Below are 21,061 nucleotides of genomic sequence, written 5' to 3' on the forward strand. Positions count from 1 at the left end.
CGCTGCCATACTTACGTCGCCGTAGGTTACGGAACCGTAGCCAAGGGCGTCCTTTCCCTACCCTCACCCCCCGGGGGACCCCCATGACCACAAGCCCCGAGCTGACCTCGGAGTCCTCGACGCCCGAGGCGGCCGACACCGTTCAGGCCCTGCCCTCCGCCACGCTCGGCGGGGACAACAAGCGTTCGATCGAGCAGATCACCCTGCTGCTGTTCATCACGGTGCCCTTCCTGGCCCTGGTCGCGGCGGTGCCGCTGGCGTGGGGGTGGGGGGTGAGCTGGCTGGATCTCGGTCTGCTGACGGCGATGTACTTCATCGGCTGCCACGGCATCACGATCGGTTTCCACCGCTACTTCACGCACGGTTCGTTCAAGGCGAAGCGTCCGCTGCGCATCGGGCTCGCGATCATGGGTTCGCTGGCGGTGGAGGGGCCGCTGGTGCGGTGGGTGGCGGACCACCGCAAGCACCACAAGTTCTCGGACGCCGACGGCGACCCGCACTCGCCGTGGCGGTTCGGCGAGACGGTCCCGGCGCTGATGAAGGGGCTGTGGTGGGCGCACATCGGATGGATGTTCGACGAGGAGCAGACGCCGCAGCACAAGTACGCGCCCGATCTGATCAAGGACCCGGCGATCCGCGCGATCTCCCGCCAGTTCGTCCTGTGGACGGTCATGTCGCTGGCGATCCCGCCGCTGGTGGGCGGCCTGGTGACGATGTCGTGGTGGGGCGCGTTCACGGCGTTCTTCTGGGGCTCCCTGGTGCGGGTGGCGCTGCTGCACCACGTGACGTGGTCGATCAACTCGATCTGTCACGCGGTCGGCAAGCGCCCGTTCAAGTCGCGTGACCGCTCGGGCAACGTGTGGTGGCTGGCGGTGCTGTCCTGCGGCGAGTCCTGGCACAACCTGCACCACGCGGACCCGACCTCGGCCCGGCACGGTGTGCTGCGCGGCCAGGTGGACTCCAGCGCGCGGCTGATCCGCTGGTTCGAGCAGCTGGGCTGGGCGTACGACGTGCGCTGGCCGGCCAGGTCGCGGATCGACGCCCGGCGCCGGGACGCGGGCGCCGACGCGGCATGATGGAAGACGTGGCGATCGACGGCAGTACCAGCAGCACGAGCGAGCAGAAGCCCCGGCGTGGACGCCGGGTGAGGATGACGGGTGCGGAGCGCCGTGAGCAGCTCCTCGACATCGGTCGCACGCTGTTCGCGGAGAAGGGCTTCGAGGGCACGTCCGTGGAGGAGATCGCGGCGAAGGCCGGGGTGTCCAAGCCGGTGGTGTACGAGCACTTCGGCGGCAAGGAGGGGCTGTACGCGGTCGTGGTGGACCGGGAGATGCGTCAGCTCCTGGACATGGTGACGGGCGCGCTGACCGCGGGCCATCCGCGGGAGCTCCTGGAGCAGGCGGCGTTCGCGCTGCTCGACTACATCGAGCGGTACACGGACGGCTTCCGGATCCTGGTCCGCGACTCGCCGGTGGCCCAGTCGACCGGCACGTTCGCCTCCCTGATCAGCGACATCGCCACGCAGGTGGAGGACATCCTGGGCCTGGAGTTCAAGGCCCGGGGCTTCGACCCGAAGCTGGCCCCCCTGTACGCCCAGGCCCTGGTGGGCAGTGTCGCCCTGACGGGCCAGTGGTGGCTGGACGTCCGCAAGCCGAAGAAGGCGGAGGTGGCCGCCCACCTGGTCAACCTGGCCTGGCACGGCCTGGACGGCCTGGAGCAGAAGCCCCGCCTGATAGGCCACCGCAAGAACTGACCCGCCCGCCCCCGACACGGCCCACCCGGGGCCCGGCCGCCGCCGGCCGGGCCCCGGCCCGTTCACGGGGGTCGCCGGGTCGCCGGTGGCGTGCGGCCGGGTTCGGGTGGCCGCACGCCGACGGGGCCGGCGCTCTACTCCAGGGGTTCCGGGAATTCCAGGCGGTTGCCCACCGGGTCCTGGGTGGAGAAGCGGCGGTGGCCCGGGAGGTTGTCGTCCCGGACGACCGGGGCTCCACGTTTCTCCAGGCGGGCCGCGTAGTCGTGGATTCCGCTCACTCTGAGGCCCGGATGCGCCTTCCGGGCGGGGCGGAAGCCGGCTTCCACGCCCAGGTGCAGCCGCACCCGACCGGCCGCGAACCGGCAGCCGCCGCGTGCGGCGAGCACCGGGGGCTTCGGGATCTCGGTCATCCCGGGCACGCCCTCGTGGAACGCCCGCAGCCTCGGTTCGCTCCCGGCCGGCCGGACATGATCGACGGCGACTAACATCAGGCTCCCTTCCTCGCGACGGCGAAGATCCGGCGGAACGGGAACGCGGTCCCGTGCGGGCCCGGTGGATAGGCGGCGCGCAGCAGGTCGCGGTACTGGGCGAGGAAGGCCTCGGTGGCCTCGGCGTCGTCGCGGAGCGCGGTCAGCACGGGCCGCAGCGCGGTGCCCTTCACCCAGTCGAGGACGGGGTCCTCGCCCTGGAGCAGCTGGATGTACGTGGTCTCCCAGACGTCCGTCTCGCAGCCGAGGTCGGTCAGCCGCTGCAGGTAGTCGGCCGGCTCCAGGATGTGCACGTAGCGCCGCCCCTGGTCCCCCACGCGGTCGCGCCACTCCGGCGTCTCGCAGAGCTCGCCGAGCAGGGCGTGGCTCGGCGACGTGAAGTTGCCGGGGACCTGGAAGGCGAGCGTGCCGCCGGGTCGCAGCCCGTCGATCCAGACGGCGAAGGACTCCGGGTGGTTCGGCACCCACTGCAGCGCCGCGTTGGAGACGATCACGTCGTACGGCTCGTCCGGCGTCCAGTGCGCCGCGTCGGCCGGCCGGAAGTCGAGCCAGCCGCCGCCCGCCGTGGTGCCCGCCCAGTCCTTGTCGGCCCGCTCCAGCATCTCCGGGGAGAGGTCGAAGCCGGTGATGTGGGCGTCGGGCCAGCGGTCGGCGATCAGGGCGGTGACGTTGCCCGGGCCGCAGCCGATGTCGGCGATGCGGGCGGGACGGCGCCGGTCGGGCAGGTGCGGTATTCGGGCGAGCAGGTCGAGAAACGGCCGGGTCCGGTGACCCGAGTGGCGCAGGTACTGCTGTGGGTCCCACGTCGGTGCGGCGGAGTCCACGGAATGCATGTTCGAAGCCCCCTTGCTGGCATGAGGTGCCGAAACGGAACGGAGTTCCGGCCGGTCCCTTCCCCATAGTCCAGAAGAGTATATCTCGATATCAAGAAACTTGATATCGAGATTGACGAACTCAAGAGACTTTATGTCAACAGACCCTCTACACTGATCGCCATGGAGGACGAGGTCGACCGACTGGTCGCTGCATGGCGCCGCGAGCGCCCGGACCTCGACGTGGAACCGCTCGAGGTGCTCAGCCGCGTCTCACGCCTGGCCCGCCACCTCGACCGCGCCCGTCGACTCGCCTTCGCCGAGCACCAGCTCGAGCCCTGGGAGTTCGACGTCCTGACCTCCCTGCGCCGCGCCGGCGCGCCCTACCAGCTCTCTCCCGGCCAGCTCCTCACCCAGACCCTGGTCACCTCGGGCACCATGACCAACCGCATCGACCGGCTCGCCAAGAAGGGCCTCGTCGAGCGCCTCCCCGACCCCAGCGACCGGCGCGGCGTCCTCGTCCGGCTCAGCCCCGAGGGCCGCGACCGCGCCGACCAGGCACTGGCCGGACTGCTCGCCCAGGAGCGCGCCATCCTGGGCCGCCTCTCCCGCACCGAGCGCGGCGAACTGGCCGATCTGCTACGCCAGCTGACCGCCCCGTTCGACAACATCCCCGGCTGACTCCCGCACCGGCACCAGGTCCTCCGCCGGCGCGACACCCGCCCGCCGGGCCAGCGCCACCGCCGCGAGCGTCGAGTGCACGCCCAGCTTCCCCAGCACGTTCTGCATGTGCGTCCGCACGGTGTGCGGCGACAGGAACAGCCGCTCCGCGACCGCCTTCCGCCCGAGCCCCGCCACCATGCAGCGCAGCACCTCGCGCTCCCGTGGCGTCAGCGACTCCACCAGCCGCTCGCTCTCCGTACGGTGCCGCCGCACCTCCGTCAGCTCCCGCAGCACCCCGGTCAGCAACGCCGGAGGCAGATGCGTCTCGTCGCGCAGCACACCCCGCACCACCGCGAGCAGCCGCTGCAGCGAACAGTCCTTGGCCACCCAGCCCCACGCGCCCGCCTGCAGCGCGAGCGCCGCCCGGTGGGCGTCGTCCCGCTCCGCCAGCACGACGCTGCGCAGCCCCGGCCGCCCCTCCCGCACCTGCCCCACCAGCTCCACCCCGTCGGCACCCGCCAGATCGGCGTCGACGAGCATGACGTCGAACCGCCGCCCGTCCGCCGCGGCGCGGTCCAGACAGCGCAGAGCGGCGGGCCCGCTGCCCGCCGCGGCGACGTCGACGTCGGGCTCGGCCGCGAGAGCGGCAGCGAGCGACTCGGCGAAGACACGGTGGTCGTCCACCACAAGAACCCGGATACGCGCCACGGACACCCCCAGTCGGTCGAGGAACGTCCCGGCACGGATACGGCGCCGGGGGCGGGTCCCGTCGACACACGGCCGCCGCCGTGCCCGGACAGATACCCCCGCCCCGGACGCCGTACCCGGCGGGTCTCGATACCCCTGATCAGCACCGGCCCCCACCGGCGCTGCGCACAAGAGTAGGGGCGCGCCCGGGGTCAGGCGGCAAAATCACGGAAGTCCCCCGGAACGGCTCCCGCGTCACCCCACGCGCCGCGCACCGGCGGACGGCACTGCGCCGAAGACCCCGGGCGCCCCGAACCCCGCGTCCCGGAAGGCCTTTCCGAGGGCATCGGCCACGTCCTCGGCGAGCCCGTCCTCCACCAGCACCACGGCGGAACCCCCGAACCCGCCCCCTGTCATCCGCGCCCCCAGCGCGCCCGCCGCCACGGCCGTCTCGACCGCGAGGTCCAACTCGGGGCAGGACACCCGCAGGTCGTCCCGCAGCGAGGCGTGCCCCTCGACGAGGAGCGGTCCCACCGCGCGCGGGTCGCCGGCGTCCAGGAGGGCGATCGTCCGCGCCACGCGGTCGTTGTCGGAGACGACGTGCCGGACGTAGCGACGAACCGTTTCGTCGGTCAAACGCGCGAGCGCGGCGGGCAGATGCTCGACGTCCACGTCACGCAGCGCGCGCACGCCGAGCGCCCGCGCACCCGCTTCGCACCCGGCGCGCCGCTCCGCGTACGCGCCGTCCCCGAGGGCGTGCTTGACCCGGGTGTCGACGACGAGCAGCCGCAGCCCCACGGCCGCGAGGTCGAACGGCACCTGCCGGTACGACAGGTCGCGCGTGTCCAGGAACAGCGCGTGTCCCTCGGCGGCGCACGCCGAGGCCATCTGGTCCATGATTCCGCACGGCACGCCGACGAACGCGTTCTCGGCGCGCTGCGCGGTCCGGGCGAGCTCGGGCCCGGAGAGCCCGAGCCCGTACAACTCGCTCAGCGCGAGCGCGGTGACGACCTCGAGGGCGGCCGACGAGGAGAGCCCGGCGCCCGTGGGCACGGTCGAGGCCAGGTGCACGTCGGCGCCGCCGACCTCGTGCCCGGCCTCCCGCAGCGCCCACACGACACCCGCCGGGTACGCCGCCCAGCCACCCGCCGCGGTGTCCGGCCGCCCCGGTGCGAGCCCCGCGACGTCGAGCCGGACGACCCCGCCGGGGACGTCCGCGGAGTGCAGCCGCAGCACGCCGTCGTCCCGGCGGGACACCGCGGCCACGGCCGTGTGCGGCAGAGCCGACGGCAGGACGAAGCCCTCGTTGAAGTCGGTGTACTCACCGATCAGGTTGACCCGTCCGGGCGCCGCCCAGACCCCGTCGGGGGCGGTCCCGTACAGCTCGCCGAACTCCGCCGCGACACCGCTCATCCGTTACGCCTGCTCCTTCTTCCGCGCGAACGCCCACGCGTCCTCGACGATGGCCGCCAGATCCGGGCGGGACGGGGTCCAGCCGAGCCGCTCGCGCGCGGCCTCGGCGGAGGCGACGAGCACGGCCGGGTCACCGGCGCGGCGCTCCGCCATGACCTCGGGCACCGGGTGGCCGGTGACCTTGCGGACGGTCTCGACGACCTCGCGCACGGAGAAGCCGTTGCCGTTGCCGAGGTTGCAGATCAGGTGCTCGCCGGGCGTCATCGCGTCGAGGGCCAGCAGATGGGCCTCGGCGAGGTCGGCGACGTGGATGTAGTCGCGGACGCAGGTGCCGTCGGGCGTCGGGTAGTCGTCGCCGTAGACGTTGATGGCCTCGCGCCTGCCGAGCGCCACCTGGAGGACCAGCGGGATGAGGTGCGACTCGGGGTCGTGCCGCTCGCCGCACTCCTTGTAGGCGCCGGCGACGTTGAAGTAGCGCAGCGAGACGGCGGCGAGACCGTGCGCGGCGCACTCGCCGGTGATCATGTGGTCGACGGCGAGCTTGGTCGCGCCGTACGGGTTGGTCGGCGCGGTCGGCGCGGACTCGGTGATCGGCACGGTCTCCGGCTCGCCGTACGTGGCGGCCGTGGACGAGAAGACGAGCTTGCGCACGCCGGCCTCGCGCATGGCGGCGATCAGCGCCATGGTGCCGCGCACGTTGTTGTCCCAGTACTTCTCGGGCCTGGCGACGGACTCGCCGACCTGCGAGAAGGCGGCGAAGTGCAGCACGCCGTCGTACGAGGCGTCGAGCCAGCGCGCGGCGTCCTGGATGCGGCCCTCGACGAACGCTGCGCCGGCGGGCACGCCCTCGCGGAATCCGGTGGAGAGGTCGTCGAGGACGGTGACCTCGTGCCCCGCCTCCAGCAGGTGGGCGGCGACCGTGCTGCCCACATAGCCGGCTCCGCCCGTCACCAGGTACTTACTCAACTGCTTGCCACCTCTCGGAGTCTGTCGGCCGCGGACTCCGGCGACACGTCGTTCATGAACGCGCCCATGCCGGATTCGGTGCCCGCGAGGTACTTCAGCTTGCCAGAGGCGCGGCGGACGGTGAAAAGCTCCAGGTGCAGCGCGAACTCGTCGCGGCCGGGGCCGGTGACCGGCGCCTGGTGCCAGGCGGCGATGTACGGCGTCGGCGGCCGGCCGGGGCCGAAGATCCGGTCGAAGCGCCGCAGGAGTTCCAGGTAGATCCGGGGGAACTCGGCGCGGGCCGCCGCGTCGAGGCCGGTGAGGTCGGCGACCCGCCGGTGCGGGTAGAGGTGCACCTCGTACGGCCAGCGGGCGGCGTACGGCACGAAGGCGGTCCAGTGCTCGCCGGCCAGGACCACCCGCTCCGCGGCCCGCTCGCGCGCCAGCACGTCGTCGAAGAGGTTGCGGCCGGTGCGGGCGCGGTGGACGAGGGCGTTGCGCAGCATGGCCGCGGTGCGCGGGGTGACGGTGGGGAAGGCGTAGATCTGGCCGTGCGGGTGGGCGAGTGTGACGCCGATCTCGGTGCCGCGGTTCTCGAAGCAGTAGACCTGCTCGACGCCGCCGCGGGCGGAGAGTTCGGCGGTGCGGTCGGTCCAGGCGGCGAGGACGAGGGCGGCCCGCTCCTCGGTCAGGTCGGCGAAGGACGCCTCGTGGTCGGAGGTGAAGCAGACGACCTCGCAGCGCCCGTTGTCGCCGGAGAGCGACGGGAAGCGGTTCTCGAAGACGGCGACCTCGTAGTCCGGGGCCGGGATCTCGCTCTGCCAGGCCTCCGTGGAGGGGCACAGCGGACAGCTGTCGGCCGGCGGGTGGTGGATGCGGCCCTGCCGGTGCGAGGCGATGGCGACGCTCTCGTCGAGCAGCGGGTCGTGCCGGATCTCGGAGGCGGACGCCACGGGGTCGAGCGTCCGCCGGTCGACGGCGTCGCGGACGGTGCCGTCGTGCGCGTCGAAGTAGAGGAGCTCACGCCCGTCGGCGAGGCGGGTGACGGTCTTCTTCACGAGGGGCCTTCTCGGGGAACGGGGGCTTCCATCGAACAGAACCACCCACAACAAACCACAATCGAACATCGAAGGTCAACACCCCTCGCCACGCGCCCCCGCGTGGTGTCATCCGTGGGAGTCGGCCGGAAGCCGGCCGGAATCACCATCGGGCCGGAAGCCGGCCGGAGTCATCAGGGATCGGCCGGCCCGGTGCCGGGACGCTCCGCCGTTACGCCCGCTGCACCGGCACCCGGTCGAGCAGCCCCGTCCGCGCCGCCAGCGCCGCCGCCTCCAGGCGGGAACCGACGCCCAGCTTCATCAGCACCCGCTGCACATGGGTGCGCGCGGTGCTCGGCGCGATCGCCATGCCCGCCGCGATCAGCCGGGTGTCCTCGCCCTCCGCCACCCGGACCAGGACCTCCGCCTCGCGCGGCGTGAGCAGCCGCAGCAGCCGCTGGCCCTCGTCGTCGGGCTGCGCCGCCGGGTTCAGGAGCTCCGCGAAGGCGCCCTGGATCAGCTGCGGCGCCACCGCCGCCTCACCCGCCCGCGCCTTCACCAGGGCCCGCTCGACGCCCTCGATCCGCTCGTCGTGCCGCACGTATCCCGAGGCGCCGGCCGCGAAGGCCGCCGCGATCCCGCGCGGCGAGGGCACCGGGCCGAGCACGACCACCGCCACCTGCGGCCGCTCGCGCTTGATCCGGACGACCGGGTCGAAGGTGCCCGGCTCCGCGGGCGCCGCCGTGCCGAGCAGACAGACCTCCGGCGCGCGGCTCACCACCAGCTCCGCGGCCCCCGCCACCGGCGCCGCCGCGGCGAGCACCCGGTGCCCCCGCAGCTTCAGCGCCGAGGCGAGCGCCTCCGCGTGCAGTCGGTGGTCGTCGACCACCATGAGCCGTACGCCCATCGTTCCTCCCCCATCCCCGGGCCGGCCTTCCCCCGGCCACCCTCCCGGCAAGCTACACACTCCCCGCACACTCCCCCGCCCCGCTTTGCCCCAATCGCCGGGACACCCACGGGAAACGTCACCCGTCCGTGAACTCCCCGGGGAAGGCCCGGAAACGACCCGGAGACGACTGCGGGGCCCCTCCGGAAGAGAGGGACCCCACGGTCACCGTGACGCGGCCGGCGGTCAGCCGGTCGTCCTGAAGCTCATCGCCAGGTACGACTTCAGGTAGGAGGAGGTCTCCTTCCTCGTCTTGCTGACGAGGCGCTGCGAGACGAAGAACCGTCCGTTCTCGTAGCGGTACTCGGCGCCGACCGAGCTGAAGCTCGTCTCGGCGGACCGGGTGTCCTTGTCCGACGGGTTCTCCATGAGCAGCGTGGGCTCCATGGTGCCGCCGTCAATCGAGACGATCTGCCCGCCCTTGGCGTAGGGGGGCCACTTGTACGCGATGATGTTGCCGCCGTCCATGCGCAGCGGGATGAGGGTGTAGCCGTCACCCGCGTCGGACTTGCTCGGCGCCAGCTGGCCGGTGTTCAGGTCGAAGGCGACGATCTCGTTGGTCTCGTCGCTGTACTCGCCCGTGCTGCCCTCGTGCTCCTCGGTCGGGACGTAGAGCCGGTTGTTGCCGACGACGACCCCCGAGCAGGACTCGACCGTCGAGCGGCAGCGGGCCGCGTAGCGGTCGGCGTCCGCCGTGATCTTCGCCTTCAGCTTGCCGGTCTTCTCGTCGATGGAGAAGAAGTCCGAGATGTTGCTGCCGTCGCCGGCGGTCTCGCCGACGTCGGCCGCGACCACCAGCGGCTTGGCGGAGACGACGGCCGCCCCGTCGACGCCCGGCGGCATCTTGAACTGCGAGATCGGCGCGCCGGTCGTCGGGTTGAGGTTCTGGATGGTCACGGTCTCGTTGTCGGTCGGCCCGCACCTGCGCACGGCGACCAGGCCGCCCTCGCCACCGCCGTAACCGAGGTCCTTGCACTGCCCGGCGTTGGGCTGCGGCTTCCAGCGCACGTTGCCGTTGGCCAGGTCGAAGGCGGCGCCACCGTCCCAGCCGCCGGCCGCCACGGTCTGGCCGTGCACCGTGACCTCGTCGAACGTCAGCTTCTTGTCACCGGCGTTGGCCCCGCCGATCGACGCTGACCACACCAGCTTGCCGGTGGACAGGTCGAGCAGACCCACCTCGGTGCACGGCTGGATGTAGCGCGGCGGGGTCCGCTTGGCGGCCTCGAAGAGCACCGGCACCTTGTGGTCGGCCGTCATGTGGCGCGAGGCACCACAGACCTGGCCGGTCAGCGGGATGGTCCACAGGACCGTTCCCTTGTCCAGGTCGTAGCCGACGACCGAGTCGACGCCCGGCTTCACGTACGCCTTGTCGGTGATCCAGGAGCCCGTGACGTCGGTGATGTCCGGGACGGTCGGCAGGTCGAGCTTGAACGACACGGCGGACTTCGGGTTCGCCGGGGCCTTCTCCTTGCCGCCCCCGCCGACGCCGTCGCCCTTGCCGCCGTCCTGGCCGGCGCTCGCGGCGCCGGAACTTCCGCCGGCCTTGTCGGTCTTGTCGTCACCGCCGGAGTTCGCGTACCAGATGCCGCCGCCGACGATCAGCGCGACGGCCACGACCGCCGCGATGACGATCTGCATCTGCGCGGACAGCTTCCCGCCGCCCGGGGCCGCCGGAGGCGTCTGCTGGACCTGCGGGTACTGCGGCTGCGTCGGGTAGCCGTACGGCGGCTGCTGCGGCTGCTGGTACTGCGGCTGGCCGTACTGCTGCTGCGGCTGGCCGTAGTCCTGCGCCTGCGTGGGCGGCTGCTGCGGGTAGCCGTAGTCCTGCGCCTGAGCCGGCTGCTGCTGCTGCGGATACCCGTACGGCTGCTGCGCGGGCGGCTGGACCGACGGCTGCTGCGGCTGCGTGGGCGGCTGCTGCGGGTAGCCGTACGGCGGCTGGGCCGGCGGTGGCGTCGGCGCGCCGAAGCCCCCGGGCGGAGGGTCCTGCGGCGCGCCGAACCCGCCCGGAGGAGGCCCTGGGGGCTGGTTCGGCGGGGGCGGCGGCTGCGTCATGACGTGGATACCTCGGTCGGATCGGGAAGGGGGCGGGGCGTACGGGACGGGCGGGGCGTACGGGCCGTGACGGCCCGCGCGCTCGCGGCGCGGGCCGTCACGGGGTGGGTCACTTGCCGTACGCCATCATCGTCTTGGTCTCCTTCTCCGCCTTGTCGTTGCTGGCGGAGACCCGGCCGGCCGCGATCACGAACGAGCCGTTCGCGTACGCGTACCTGGCAGAGAAGAAGGAGCTCTCCAGCGACGAGACGGCGGCCTGGTGCTGGAGCAGCGTCTTCGGGGCGCCGCCCGTCGGAGCGATGGTCGCGACCGCGCCGCCGGTGTCGTAGCGCGGCTCGACGTAGACCAGGACGTCGGAGCCCTCCATGCGCAGCGGGGTCATCTGCTGCTCACCGGGCGCCTTGGAACGCCACTTCTCCTTGCCGTTGCCGAGGTCGAAGGCGACGACCTCGTTGGGCGTGCCGTAGGAGGTGTCGGTCGCCATGTAGAAGGTGTTCTGGTCGGCGGCGACGCCGGTGCAGCCCGAGAGGTTCTTGCCGAAGATGACGAAGGTGCCGCCGCAGCGCGGGGCGAACTTGTCCTTGCCGCCCTGGATCTGCGAGCGCATCCTGCCGTCGGCGGTGAGGGAGAAGATCGCCCACTTCTTCTGCTCGCGCTGGGTGGCGGAGACCACCAGCGGGTCGACGGAGTAGACCTTGTCGACCTCCCACGTGGCCTGGAGCTTGAAGGTCCACTTGGCCTTGCCCGTGTTCGGGTCGACCTCGCTGACCTCGTGCTGCTCCTTGTTCACGTCGCCCGTGCGGCACTGGGAGGCGGCGATCAGCTTGGTGCTGCCGCCGGCGTACGCGTAGGGCTTGCAGCCGCTGGTGGGGCCGGTGAAGAGCTGACGGCCGTTGGTGAGCGAGAAGCCGTAGGCGGAGCTGGAGCCGGCCGCGGTGACCGTGTTGCCGCCGATGGCGAGGGTGTTGTCGGAGAAGGCGAAGAGGCCGGTCGGCTTGGGGATGGACTTCTTCCAGCCCGCCTTGCCGGTGTTGAGGTCGACCTGCTGCATCTCCAGGCACTTCCCCTTGTCGCCCGCGCTGTCCTTGTAGCCGAAGACCATGAGGCCGTTCGCGGACGGCTGCGGCGGGGCGGCGCACAGCTGGTTGGGCACGTCGATGTGCCACTTGCGGGAGCCGTCGGCGAGGCTGTAGCCGTCGATGCCCTTGTACATGGCCTTGACGACGGTGTCGCCGACGATCCAGGGGCCGTAGGCGTCGGCGCCGTTGCGCGGCAGGTCGACGTCGTTCTTGAGCAGCCAGGCGACCTTCGCCTCGCCGTCCTTGCGGCCGGAGTTGAGGTCCTCGGGGCCGCCGTCCTCGCCGTCGCCCTTGCCGTCGCCCTTGTCGACGGACGCGGTGGGCTTCGGCCCGGTGGAGGCGGAGTTGGTCGGCTGGGCGACCGGCTCCTTCTCCTCGTCGCCGCCGACCACGAACCAGGTGCCGAGGCCGATGACGAGCGCCGCGGCGACGGCCGCGCCGACGACGAGGCCGGGCTTGCCCTTGAACGGGTTCTTGCCGCCGCCTCCGGGGGCCGGCGGCATCGGGGCCGCCGGGTAGGAGCCGTACTGCCCCGGCTGCTGCCCGTACGGGCCGGGCTGCTGGCCGTAGGGGCCGGGCTGCTGCGGATAGCCGTACGGGCCCGGCTGCTGCGGGGCCTGCTGCGGATAGCCGTAGGGGCCGGGCTGCTGGGGCGCCTGCTGCGGGTATCCGTAGGGGCCGGGCTGCGCGGGCGGGGCCTGCGGCGGACCGGCCGGCGGAGCCTGCGGCGGTACGGGCGGAGCCTGCGGAGGCATCGGCGGGACGTTGGCCCCCGGGTTCGGGTCCGGCGCGCCGAAGCCTCCCGGCGGCTGGTTGCTGGGCGGCTGGGTCATCAGCGCTTCCCCCTTGATGTGAGCGGGTTTTCTTTCTACCACTCACCCGCTGGCGCAAAAGTGACCGGTCCGTCCCTTGTTCCCAAGGGAGGACCGGCCCGTGATGCCACCGTTACGCGTCCTCTACGACATCTCTACGCGTCCTCGGCGAGCTCCAGCCACCGCATTTCCAACTCCTCGCGCTCACCGGCGAGTTCCCGGAGCTCGGTGTCCAGTTTGGCCACCTTTTCGAAGTCCGTGGCGTTTTCGGCGATCTGGGCGTGCAGCTTGTTCTCCTTCTCGGAGATCCTGTCGAGCTGTCGCTCGACCTTCTGCAGCTCCTTCTTCGCGGCGCGCGCGTCGGCGGCGGACACGCCGGGCTTCTGCCGGTCGGCGGGCGCCGCGGGCGCCGGGGCGGCGGCCTCGGTCATCCTCCGCCGCCGCTCCAGGTACTCGTCGATGCCGCGCGGCAGCATCCGCAGCGCCCGGTCGCCGAGCAGTGCGAAGGTGCGGTCGGTGGTGCGCTCGAGGAAGAACCGGTCGTGGGAGATGACGATCATCGAGCCGGGCCAGCCGTCGAGGAGGTCCTCCAGCTGGGTCAGGGTCTCGATGTCGAGGTCGTTGGTCGGCTCGTCGAGGAAGAGCACGTTGGGCTCGTCCATGAGCAGCCGCAGCAGCTGGAGCCGGCGCCGCTCACCGCCGGACAGGTCGCCGACGGGCGTCCACTGCTTCTCCTTGCCGAAGCCGAACTGCTCGCACAGCTGCCCGGCGGTCATCTCGCGGCCCTTGCCGAGGTCGACCCGGTCGCGGATCTGCTGCACGGCCTCCAGGACCCGCAGCTCGGCGGGGAGTTCGGTGACGTCCTGCGAGAGGTAGGCGAGCCGCACGGTCTTGCCGACCACGATCCGGCCGGCGGCGGGCTGGATGTCGCCCTCGGTGACGGCGGCGTCGGCGAGCGCCCGCAGCAGCGAGGTCTTGCCGGCGCCGTTGACGCCGACCAGGCCGACGCGGTCGCCCGGGCCGAGCTGCCAGGTGAGGTGCTGCAGCAGCGTCTTCGGGCCGGCGGTGACGGTCACGTCCTCCAGGTCGAACACCGTCTTGCCGAGCCGGGCGTTGGCGAACTTCATCAGCTCGCTGGTGTCACGGGGCTCCGGCACGTCCGCGATGAGCGCGTTGGCGGCCTCGATCCGGAAGCGCGGCTTCGAGGTGCGGGCGGGCGCGCCGCGGCGCAGCCAGGCCAGCTCCTTGCGGACCAGGTTCTGCCGCTTCGCCTCCTCGGTGGCGGCGATCCGCTCGCGCTCGGCACGGGCGAAGACGTAGTCGGAGTAGCCGCCCTCGTACTCGTAGACGGAGCCGCGCTGCACGTCCCACATGCGGGTGCAGACCTGGTCGAGGAACCAGCGGTCGTGGGTGACGCAGACGAGCGCGGAGCGCCGGCTCTGCAGGTGCCCGGCGAGCCAGGCGATGCCCTCGACGTCGAGGTGGTTGGTGGGCTCGTCGAGGACGATCAGGTCCTGGTCCTCGATGAGCAGCTTGGCGAGCGCGATGCGGCGCCGCTCGCCGCCGGACAGCGGGCCGATGACGGTGTCGAGGCCCTTCTCGAAGCCGGGCAGGTCGAGCCCGCCGAAGAGGCCGGTGAGCACGTCGCGGATCTTGGCGCTGCCGGCCCACTCGTGGTCGGCCATGACGCCGATGACCTCGTGCCGGATCGTCGCCGCCGGGTCGAGCGAGTCGTGCTGCGTGAGCACCCCGAGCCGCAGCCCGCCGCTGTGCGTGACGCGCCCGGAGTCGGCCTCCTCCAGCCGGGCGAGCATCCGGATGAGGGTGGTCTTGCCGTCGCCGTTGCGCCCGACGACACCGATCCGGTCCCCTTCGGAGACGCCGAGCGAGACCCCGTCGAGCAGCGCACGGGTGCCGTACACCTTGCTGACGGACTCGACATTGACCAGGTTGACGGCCATTTCACTCCTGTACCGGGGGATCGGACGAGGTCCAGGGTAGACGGCGGAACCGACGGAGCGACGCGGTCACTCTTGGTGAGGACATGATCGGGAACCGGCGGCCACCGTGGACGGCAGGCCACAGGATCCCGCCCCTGGGAGGAACCACGACCGCCGAGCCGGCGACCGGGCCGACCAGCGGGCCGGCTCCCGAAGGGCCGGTGCCTCCTCCCGAGGGCTGGACGGTGGACGACCCGGACACCCTGCCCACCCGACTCCGCGTCACGGGACCGCGACACCAAAAGCCCCACAAGTACGCGGCGGCCGGCATCCGGCACTTCTGGCTCGTGGAGACGGAGGGCGACGACCACCACCCGGTCGTCCGGGTCTACGAGCTCGACCCGGTCGACAAGGCCTACACCTGCAGCGGCACCCACCGCGACCGGCTGAAGCCGGGAGTCCCCTTCGACATCGCCATCGACATCGACATCGCCATCGACCTCACCGAGTTCGACGAGAGGTGACGTCGCCGGCCCCCCGGCCGCCCCAGCGTCCCGCGTGCTCCACCAGGAACCAGCCCGCCAGGGCCATGGCCACGGCGGCCGGGGCGGTCACCCGTACGGCTATCAGGGCGGCCGTGTGACCCTCCAGGAGGCCGCCGAGGCCGGTCATCGACAGGCCGAGGACCCCGAGGAGCGCCAGCGTGATGCCGAGCGCGGCGAGCGGGCCGCCCGCGGCGGTCGCCGGGCCCGGCGGAACCGGGTGCTCGAAGCGCCGGAACACGGCGACCAGCAGAGCGGTCACCAGCGCCGCCGCCGCGAGGCGCGGCGGGACCTGCGCCCACCACGCCGCCGTCGCCGGCTCCGGCAGCCGGACGCCGAGGGCGAGCAGCGCCCCGTACACGCCGAGCATCGCCGTCAGGTGCCACAGGAACGCCGTCATCGCGAGCCCGTTCGCGGCGACGACCCCGCGCCACACCCGCGCCCGGGCCGTGAGGCGGGCGCCCGGCCCCTTCAGGAGCTCGACCGCGCCCACCAGCCACAGGCCGTGGCAGAGCAGGGCCAGGGTCGGCGGGGCCATGTTGGAGACCTCCTCGCCGGGCATGCCGACCATGGACAGCGGGTACGGCCCGAACGCGACGAGCGCGGCGGCGCCGAGCAGACCGGCGCCCGCGAGCAGCGCCGGGCGGCGGATCATGCCGTCCGCGCGCAGGAAGCCGAGCTGGTGGACCGCCAGCCAGACGAGCGCGAAGTTCAGGAACTCCACGTACGGCACGCCCGCCGCGAAGCGCAGCACGTCCACCGCCACCGCGCCGGCCGCGAGGGCGGCGAAGGCGCCCCAGCCGTACCGCCCGTGGAGCCTCAGGAGCGGCGGCGTGAAGGCGACCATCGCGAGGTAGACGCCGATGAACCACAGCGGCTGGGTGACGAGCCGCAGCGCGACGCCGGTCAGTCCGCCGTCCGCGCCCAGCAGTTGCAGGACCAGCGCCAGCGCGCCCCACACGCCGATGAAGACCATCGTCGGCCGCAGCAGCCGCTGCAGCCGGGCGCGCAGGAACTCCGCGTACCGCGGCCGCGAGCGGTGGGCGAGGGCGTGCGAGAAGCCGCCGACGAAGAAGAAGACGGGCATCACCTGGAGCGCCCAGGTGAGGACCTGCAGCCCGGGCACGACCGCGAGCAGGTTGCCCACCTGCCCGCCGGGCGTCACGGCGGCCATCAGCCAGTGGCCGAGGACGACGACGGCGAGGGAGGCGACGCGGAGCAGGTCGACGTACCGGTCGCGGGTCACCGGGGTCGCGGCGGCGAGGTCACGCGCACTCATTCCCATGCGGCCACGGTCCCGTCCCGGCCCGACGCCCCGTCAGCGCTCGGATACTCAACTCGCGCGTGAGTACGAGCGACGCGAGCCCGACCCGCGCACCGGCCGCGCGGACCGCCCGTGCGGACCGCCCGTGCGAACCCAGCCGTACGCACCGGGCCCCGCGCACCGGCCCCGCGCGCGAACCGGCCGAGCGCAAACCCCCGCACGCGAACCCCCGCACGCGAACCGGCGGGCCCGGCGGCCCGTGTGAGGCCGCCGTGCGGGTCCGTCACGCGAACGGGCCTCGTGGGTGGGCGGATGGCGGGCCGGGGTGCGCCGCGTGGGCGACCTCGCGGCGCGGGCTGCCGGACGGGCGGGCCGGCGGTCCGTCATGTTCGTCTGCAGTCGCACCCCACGGGGTGACCCCCCACAAGGAGAGACCCATGCGCCGCACCACCCGCCTCGCCGCCGTCACCGCGGCAGGCGCCGCGCTCAGCGTGCTCGCCGCCGGACCCGCGTCCGCCGGCGACCCGACCGTCACCGATCCGCACGTCGTCGCCCACTTCGACTTCGCCGCCGGCCAGAACGCGGAGAACATCGCGCTCGAGCCCGACGGCTCCGCCGACATCACCTGGTCCTTCGCCCACCAGGTCGCCCGTGTCGCCAAGGACGGCACGACCACGGTCATCGCCGCCCTCCCGGACGTGCCGGGCGGGTCGACGCCCGTCGGCGGACCCGCCGCCACCGGCATCGCCCGCGCCAAGGACGGCACGCTGTACGTCAACTACATCACCGGCACCGACGAGACGGGCGTCTGGCGCATCGCGCCCGGTGGCGGCGAGCCGGAGCAGATCGGGTTCTTCCCCGCCGACGCCTTCCCCAACGGGCTCGCCCTCGACGAGGAGTGCGGCACCCTCTACGCCGCCGACTCCGGCAGCGGCGTGGTGTGGAGCCTGCCGGTGACCGGCGGAACGCCGACCGCCTGGGCGAGCGGCACCGCGCTCGAACCCACCCCGGAGACACCGTTCGGGGCCAACGGCATCAAGGTCCACGACGGTGCCGTCTGGGTGTCCAACACCGCCAGGGGCACGCTGCTGCGCATCCCGGTCGGCCCCGAGCCGGAGAAGGCGGCGGGCCCGATCGAGACCCGGGCGACCGGGCTCCCGTTCATCGACGACTTCACGTTCACCGGACACGGCGACACGGTCCTCGCCGCGCTCATCATGGACGACAAGGTGGAGCTCGTCCGCCCCGACGGCACCCACAAGACCGTGCTCACCAAGGCGGACGGCCTCGACGGCCCGACCTCCCTCGCGGTGCACGCCAAGAAGGTCTACGTGAACAGCGCCGCCCTCTTCACCGCGGTGAACCCGGACCCGAACCTGCTCCTGGCCAGGATCTCCAAGAACAAGCTGTAGACCGCGTCGGCAGGCGGGACTTTCGGCACACGCCCTAACCGAGCAGCGTCGCCCCGGCCGCCGGGGAGGTCGCCACGCGGGCCGTCCGGCAGGTGCCGGAGGCGACGAGCGCGGCGGCGACCGACTCGGCGGACTCGGCGTCCTTCACCAGGAACGCCGTGGTCGGGCCCGAGCCGGAGACCAGCGCGGCCAGCGCGCCCGCGTCCGTGCCGGCCGCCAGCGTCGCGGCCAGTGAGGGCCGCAGCGAGAGCGCGGCCGGCTGGAGGTCGTTGGCGAGGGCGCCCGCGAGCGCCGTGGCGTCGCCCGTGCGCAGGGCGTCGAGGAGCACCGGCGAGGCGACCGGCCCGGGCACGGTCATGCCCTCGTTGAGGCGGTCGAACTCGCCGTACACGGCCGGCGTCGACAGTCCGCCGTCGGCGACCGCGAACACCCAGTGGAAGGCACCGCCGACCGGCAGCTCCGTGAGTCGCTCGCCGCGGCCGACGCCGAGGGCGGCGCCGCCGACCAGGCTGAACGGCACGTCGCTGCCCAGCTCGGCGCAGATCTCCAGGAGTTCCTCGCGCGAGGAGTCCAGGCCCCACAGCGCGTCGCAGGCGAGCAGCGCGCCCGCGCCGTCGGCGCTGCCGCCGGCCATGCCGCCCGCGACGGGGATGTCCTTGGCGATGTGCAGGTGCACGTCGGGGGCGATGCCGTGCCGGGCGGCGAGCAGTTCGGCGGCCCGCGCGGCCAGGTTGGTGCGGTCGAGCGGCACCTTGTCGGCGTCGGGGCCCTCACAGGTGACCGTCAGCGCCGCGGCGGGCGTGGCGGTGACCTCGTCGTACAGGGAGACGGCGAGGAAGACGTTGGCCAGGTCGTGGAAGCCGTCGGGCCGGGCGCCGCCGACCGCGAGCTGGACGTTGACCTTGGCGGGGACCCGTACGGTCACGCCCGCGGCGGCACCGGCGGCGGCCTCCGTACCCGTACCCGTGCCCGTCCGCGGGTTCACGGCCTCGCTCACTGCCGGGCCTCCGGCTTGTTCTCGGCGATGCGGGCGAACTCCTCGACCGTCAGGGCCTCGCCGCGTGCCTGCGGCGAGATCCCGGCCGCGACCAGGGCCGCCTCGGCCGCGGCGGGCGAGCCCGCCCAGCCGGCGAGGGCCGCGCGCAGGGTCTTGCGGCGCTGGGCGAAGGCCGCGTCGACGACCGCGAAGACCTCGGCCTTCGTCGCCGTGGTCTTCGGCGGCTCGGCGCGCCGCACCAGGGACACCAGGCCGGAGTCGACGTTGGGCGCGGGCCAGAAGACGTTGCGGCCGATGGCGCCGGCCCGCTTGACCTCCGCGTACCAGTTGGCCTTCACGGAGGGGACTCCGTACACCTTGTTGCCCGGCTTCGCGGCGAGCCGGTCGGCGACCTCGGCCTGCACCATGACGAGGGTCCGCTCGATGGTCGGGAAGCGGTCGAGCATGTGCAGCAGCACCGGCACGGCGACGTTGTACGGCAGGTTGGCGACGAGCGCGGTCGGCGCCGGGCCCGGCAGCTCCTGGACGAGCATGGCGTCGGAGTGGACCAGCGCGAAGCGGTCCTTCCGCTCCGGCATGCGCGCGGCGATCGTCGACGGCAGGGCGGCGGCGAGGATGTCGTCGATCTCGACGGCCGTCACCCGGTCCGCGGCCTCCAGGAGCGCGAGGGTGAGGGAGCCGAGGCCGGGACCGACCTCCACGACCACGTCGTCGGGGCGCACGCCGGCCGTACGGACGATCCGCCGGACCGTGTTCGCGTCGATGACGAAGTTCTGGCCCTTCTGCTTGGTCGGGCGCACGCCGAGGGCGGCGGCCAGCTCGCGGATGTCGGCGGGGCCGAGGAGGGCGTCGGGACTGTCGGGTCCGGTGGTGGTGCTCACCGGTACAGCCTACGGGGCGCCCACGGGCCCGGCGGACGGCTCACCCGTGTCATCCGTACAGCCGCCGGCCGCAGTGCGGCCACGGGCTCGCGCCGCGCTGGACGTACAGCTTCTTCGCGCGGAAGGTCTGCTCGGCCGCGGGCGCGTTCTGGGCGACGCCGCTGCCGCCGAGGGAGCGCCAGGTGCCGGGGTCGAACTGGTAGAGCCCGCCGTAGGTGCCGGACGGGTCGACGGCGTTCGGCCGGCCGCCGGACTCGCAGGCGGCGAGCGCGCCCCAGTTCAGGCCGTCGGCGCCGGCGACGGAGGCGGGCAGCGGGCGGGTGCCGATCCGGACGCGCTGGGCGACGGGCTCCCGGACGGTCTCCTCGCGGACCCGGCGCGGCCGCTGCCGGACGCCGTTGACCGTCCGCAGCGTGTACGTGACCCGGCGCACGCCCGGCACGCCCTGCCGCTCGACGAGCTCGGTGCCCGCGAAGAGCCGCGCGTCGGTGGTCCGCTCGACGGCGAACGGCACGGGTTCCTCGCGGATCTCCTGGGTGCCGGTGATCCGCAGCACGGAGATCGTCTGGCCGTCGCGCGGGAAGGAGCCGAGCGGCACGGAGGTGGTGTCCTGGCCGGTGAGGGTGATCCCGGCCGCCTCGACGGCCTCGCGGACGGTGGCCGCGTTGGTGCGCACGGTCCGCTCGCGGCCGTCGGCGAGCAGGGTGACGGTCCGCTCGGTGCGGACGTCGAGGGCGAGGCCCTGCCGGGAGATGGGCGCCGAGCGGGAGACCGAGAGGTAGGCGCCCTCGGCGCGCACGCCGAGCTGGCGCAGGGCGCCGTCGACGGTGCGGGCGGTGGTCCACACCTGGCGGCGCCGGCCGTCGAGGGTGAGGGCGACGGGGCGTCCGTAGCGGACGACGACCTCCTCGCCGTCGGCCAGGGCGGCTCCGGGGGCGGGTGCGACGATGTCGCGCGGGCCGACCGCCAGGCCCTCGTCGGCGAGCAGCTCCTCGACGTCGTCGGCGAAGGTGTGCAGGGTGCGCGGCACGCCGTCGACCGATAGCCGGACGGCCTTGTCGTCGGCGACGAAGGCGGTGGTGCCGCCCGCGAGGAACGCCACGACCAGGGCCTGCGGAACGATCCGGCGCAGGCCCTCGGCGACGGGCGGGTTCGCCTTGCGGCGCCGGGCGGCCCGGCGGGCTCCGGATCGATGCGAAGTGCTCACGAGGCCGGGACCCTAGCCCCGCGCCCGGTCACTCTCCAAAACGACGCGACTACCTTGCGTAACCGTTATGGATCGGTGACCAGCGCGGCTCGGGCGGCGGCCGGTCCGGCGTTCGGAGCGCGGCGGCT

At 73.2% G+C, this 21,061-nt stretch carries 18 protein-coding genes and 1 pseudogene; 5 read left to right on the plus strand and 14 right to left on the minus strand.

Annotation, left to right across the window (positions count from 1 at the left end; translation table 11 throughout):
* Window positions 1-83 precede the first annotated feature (83 nt).
* The gene (locus ESG85_RS07260; protein ID WP_128977205.1) at window positions 84-1,076 is read left to right on the plus strand and encodes an acyl-CoA desaturase; all 993 of its coding nucleotides are present in this window, start codon (window positions 84-86) and stop codon (window positions 1,074-1,076) included.
* Entirely contained in the window at window positions 1,073-1,753 is a 681-nt protein-coding gene (locus tag ESG85_RS07265; protein ID WP_181018984.1) for a TetR/AcrR family transcriptional regulator, read from the plus strand. Before ESG85_RS07260 ends, ESG85_RS07265 begins: the two co-directional genes overlap by 4 nt.
* 134 nt (window positions 1,754-1,887) lie before the next feature.
* Here the strand turns inward: ESG85_RS07265 and ESG85_RS07270 are convergent, their stop codons facing one another.
* Window positions 1,888-2,241, minus strand: coding sequence for a VOC family protein (locus ESG85_RS07270; RefSeq protein ID WP_128977206.1), 354 nt, complete (start codon window positions 2,239-2,241; stop codon window positions 1,888-1,890).
* Window positions 2,241-3,074 carry a trans-aconitate 2-methyltransferase gene (locus ESG85_RS07275; RefSeq protein WP_128977207.1) on the minus strand — a complete coding sequence of 278 codons (834 nt, stop codon included), beginning with the start codon at window positions 3,072-3,074 and terminating at the stop codon, window positions 2,241-2,243. The genes ESG85_RS07270 and ESG85_RS07275 overlap by 1 nt, the downstream gene beginning before the upstream one ends.
* A 162-nt stretch (window positions 3,075-3,236) precedes the next feature.
* Between ESG85_RS07275 and ESG85_RS07280 the strand changes: the two genes are divergently transcribed.
* On the plus strand, window positions 3,237-3,734 hold the full coding sequence (locus tag ESG85_RS07280; RefSeq protein WP_128977208.1) for a MarR family winged helix-turn-helix transcriptional regulator: 498 nt from the start codon (window positions 3,237-3,239) through the stop codon (window positions 3,732-3,734).
* On the opposite strand, the gene ESG85_RS07285 is transcribed toward ESG85_RS07280, so the two are convergent.
* The 8 genes from ESG85_RS07285 to ESG85_RS07320 form a co-directional block, all read right to left on the minus strand.
* A complete protein-coding gene (locus ESG85_RS07285) occupies window positions 3,693-4,436 on the minus strand; it encodes a LuxR C-terminal-related transcriptional regulator (protein ID WP_181018987.1) in 744 nt (247 codons plus the stop codon). The two genes, ESG85_RS07280 and ESG85_RS07285, sit on opposite strands and share 42 nt — an antisense overlap.
* A 222-nt stretch (window positions 4,437-4,658) precedes the next feature.
* A complete protein-coding gene (gene galK, locus ESG85_RS07290; RefSeq protein WP_128977210.1) occupies window positions 4,659-5,816 on the minus strand; it encodes a galactokinase in 1,158 nt (385 codons plus the stop codon).
* 3 nt (window positions 5,817-5,819) lie between these two features.
* Complete coding sequence (gene galE, locus ESG85_RS07295; protein WP_128977211.1) at window positions 5,820-6,782, minus strand: UDP-glucose 4-epimerase GalE; 963 nt, start codon at window positions 6,780-6,782, stop codon at window positions 5,820-5,822.
* The gene (gene galT, locus ESG85_RS07300) at window positions 6,779-7,819 is read right to left on the minus strand and encodes a galactose-1-phosphate uridylyltransferase (RefSeq protein WP_128977212.1); all 1,041 of its coding nucleotides are present in this window, start codon (window positions 7,817-7,819) and stop codon (window positions 6,779-6,781) included. The genes galE and galT overlap by 4 nt, the downstream gene beginning before the upstream one ends.
* Window positions 7,820-8,030: 211 nt before the next feature.
* The gene (locus tag ESG85_RS07305; protein WP_128977213.1) at window positions 8,031-8,705 is read right to left on the minus strand and encodes a response regulator transcription factor; all 675 of its coding nucleotides are present in this window, start codon (window positions 8,703-8,705) and stop codon (window positions 8,031-8,033) included.
* Window positions 8,706-8,930: 225 nt separating this feature from the next.
* The gene (locus ESG85_RS07310; protein WP_128977214.1) at window positions 8,931-10,799 is read right to left on the minus strand and encodes an outer membrane protein assembly factor BamB family protein; all 1,869 of its coding nucleotides are present in this window, start codon (window positions 10,797-10,799) and stop codon (window positions 8,931-8,933) included.
* A 109-nt stretch (window positions 10,800-10,908) separates the two neighbouring features.
* Window positions 10,909-12,711: an outer membrane protein assembly factor BamB family protein gene (locus tag ESG85_RS07315; protein WP_128977215.1), complete on the minus strand. Its 1,803-nt coding sequence runs from the start codon at window positions 12,709-12,711 to the stop codon at window positions 10,909-10,911.
* A 134-nt stretch (window positions 12,712-12,845) separates the two neighbouring features.
* Window positions 12,846-14,651, minus strand: coding sequence for an ABC-F family ATP-binding cassette domain-containing protein (locus ESG85_RS07320; protein ID WP_128977216.1), 1,806 nt, complete (start codon window positions 14,649-14,651; stop codon window positions 12,846-12,848).
* Window positions 14,652-14,900: 249 nt separating this feature from the next.
* Between ESG85_RS07320 and ESG85_RS07325 the strand changes: the two are divergent.
* Window positions 14,901-15,154 (plus strand): annotated as a pseudogene (locus ESG85_RS07325) (Uma2 family endonuclease); the annotation flags it as partial.
* Here ESG85_RS07325 and ESG85_RS07330 read toward each other — a convergent pair.
* On the minus strand, window positions 15,132-16,457 hold the full coding sequence (locus ESG85_RS07330) for an acyltransferase family protein (protein ID WP_128977217.1): 1,326 nt from the start codon (window positions 16,455-16,457) through the stop codon (window positions 15,132-15,134). The pseudogene ESG85_RS07325 and the gene ESG85_RS07330 sit on opposite strands and share 23 nt — an antisense overlap.
* Before the next feature lie 416 nt (window positions 16,458-16,873).
* On the opposite strand from ESG85_RS07330, the gene ESG85_RS07335 reads away from it, so the two are divergent.
* Window positions 16,874-17,848, plus strand: a complete 975-nt coding sequence (locus ESG85_RS07335; protein WP_128977218.1) for an NHL repeat-containing protein — start codon at window positions 16,874-16,876, stop codon at window positions 17,846-17,848.
* A gap of 34 nt (window positions 17,849-17,882) precedes the next feature.
* On the opposite strand, the gene ESG85_RS07340 is transcribed toward ESG85_RS07335, so the two are convergent.
* The 3 genes from ESG85_RS07340 to ESG85_RS07350 form a co-directional block, all read right to left on the minus strand.
* Window positions 17,883-18,773: a 4-(cytidine 5'-diphospho)-2-C-methyl-D-erythritol kinase gene (locus ESG85_RS07340; protein WP_128977297.1), complete on the minus strand. Its 891-nt coding sequence runs from the start codon at window positions 18,771-18,773 to the stop codon at window positions 17,883-17,885.
* Between the two features lie 68 nt (window positions 18,774-18,841).
* On the minus strand, window positions 18,842-19,726 hold the full coding sequence (rsmA, locus tag ESG85_RS07345) for a 16S rRNA (adenine(1518)-N(6)/adenine(1519)-N(6))-dimethyltransferase RsmA (protein ID WP_128977219.1): 885 nt from the start codon (window positions 19,724-19,726) through the stop codon (window positions 18,842-18,844).
* A gap of 49 nt (window positions 19,727-19,775) precedes the next feature.
* Window positions 19,776-20,933 (minus strand): resuscitation-promoting factor, encoded by a 1,158-nt coding sequence (locus ESG85_RS07350; RefSeq protein WP_128977220.1) that lies wholly within the window; start codon window positions 20,931-20,933, stop codon window positions 19,776-19,778.
* Window positions 20,934-21,061: the final 128 nt, after the last annotated feature.

This window comes from Streptomyces roseicoloratus (assembly GCF_004117935.1).
Lineage (GTDB): Bacteria > Actinomycetota > Actinomycetes > Streptomycetales > Streptomycetaceae > Streptomyces > Streptomyces roseicoloratus.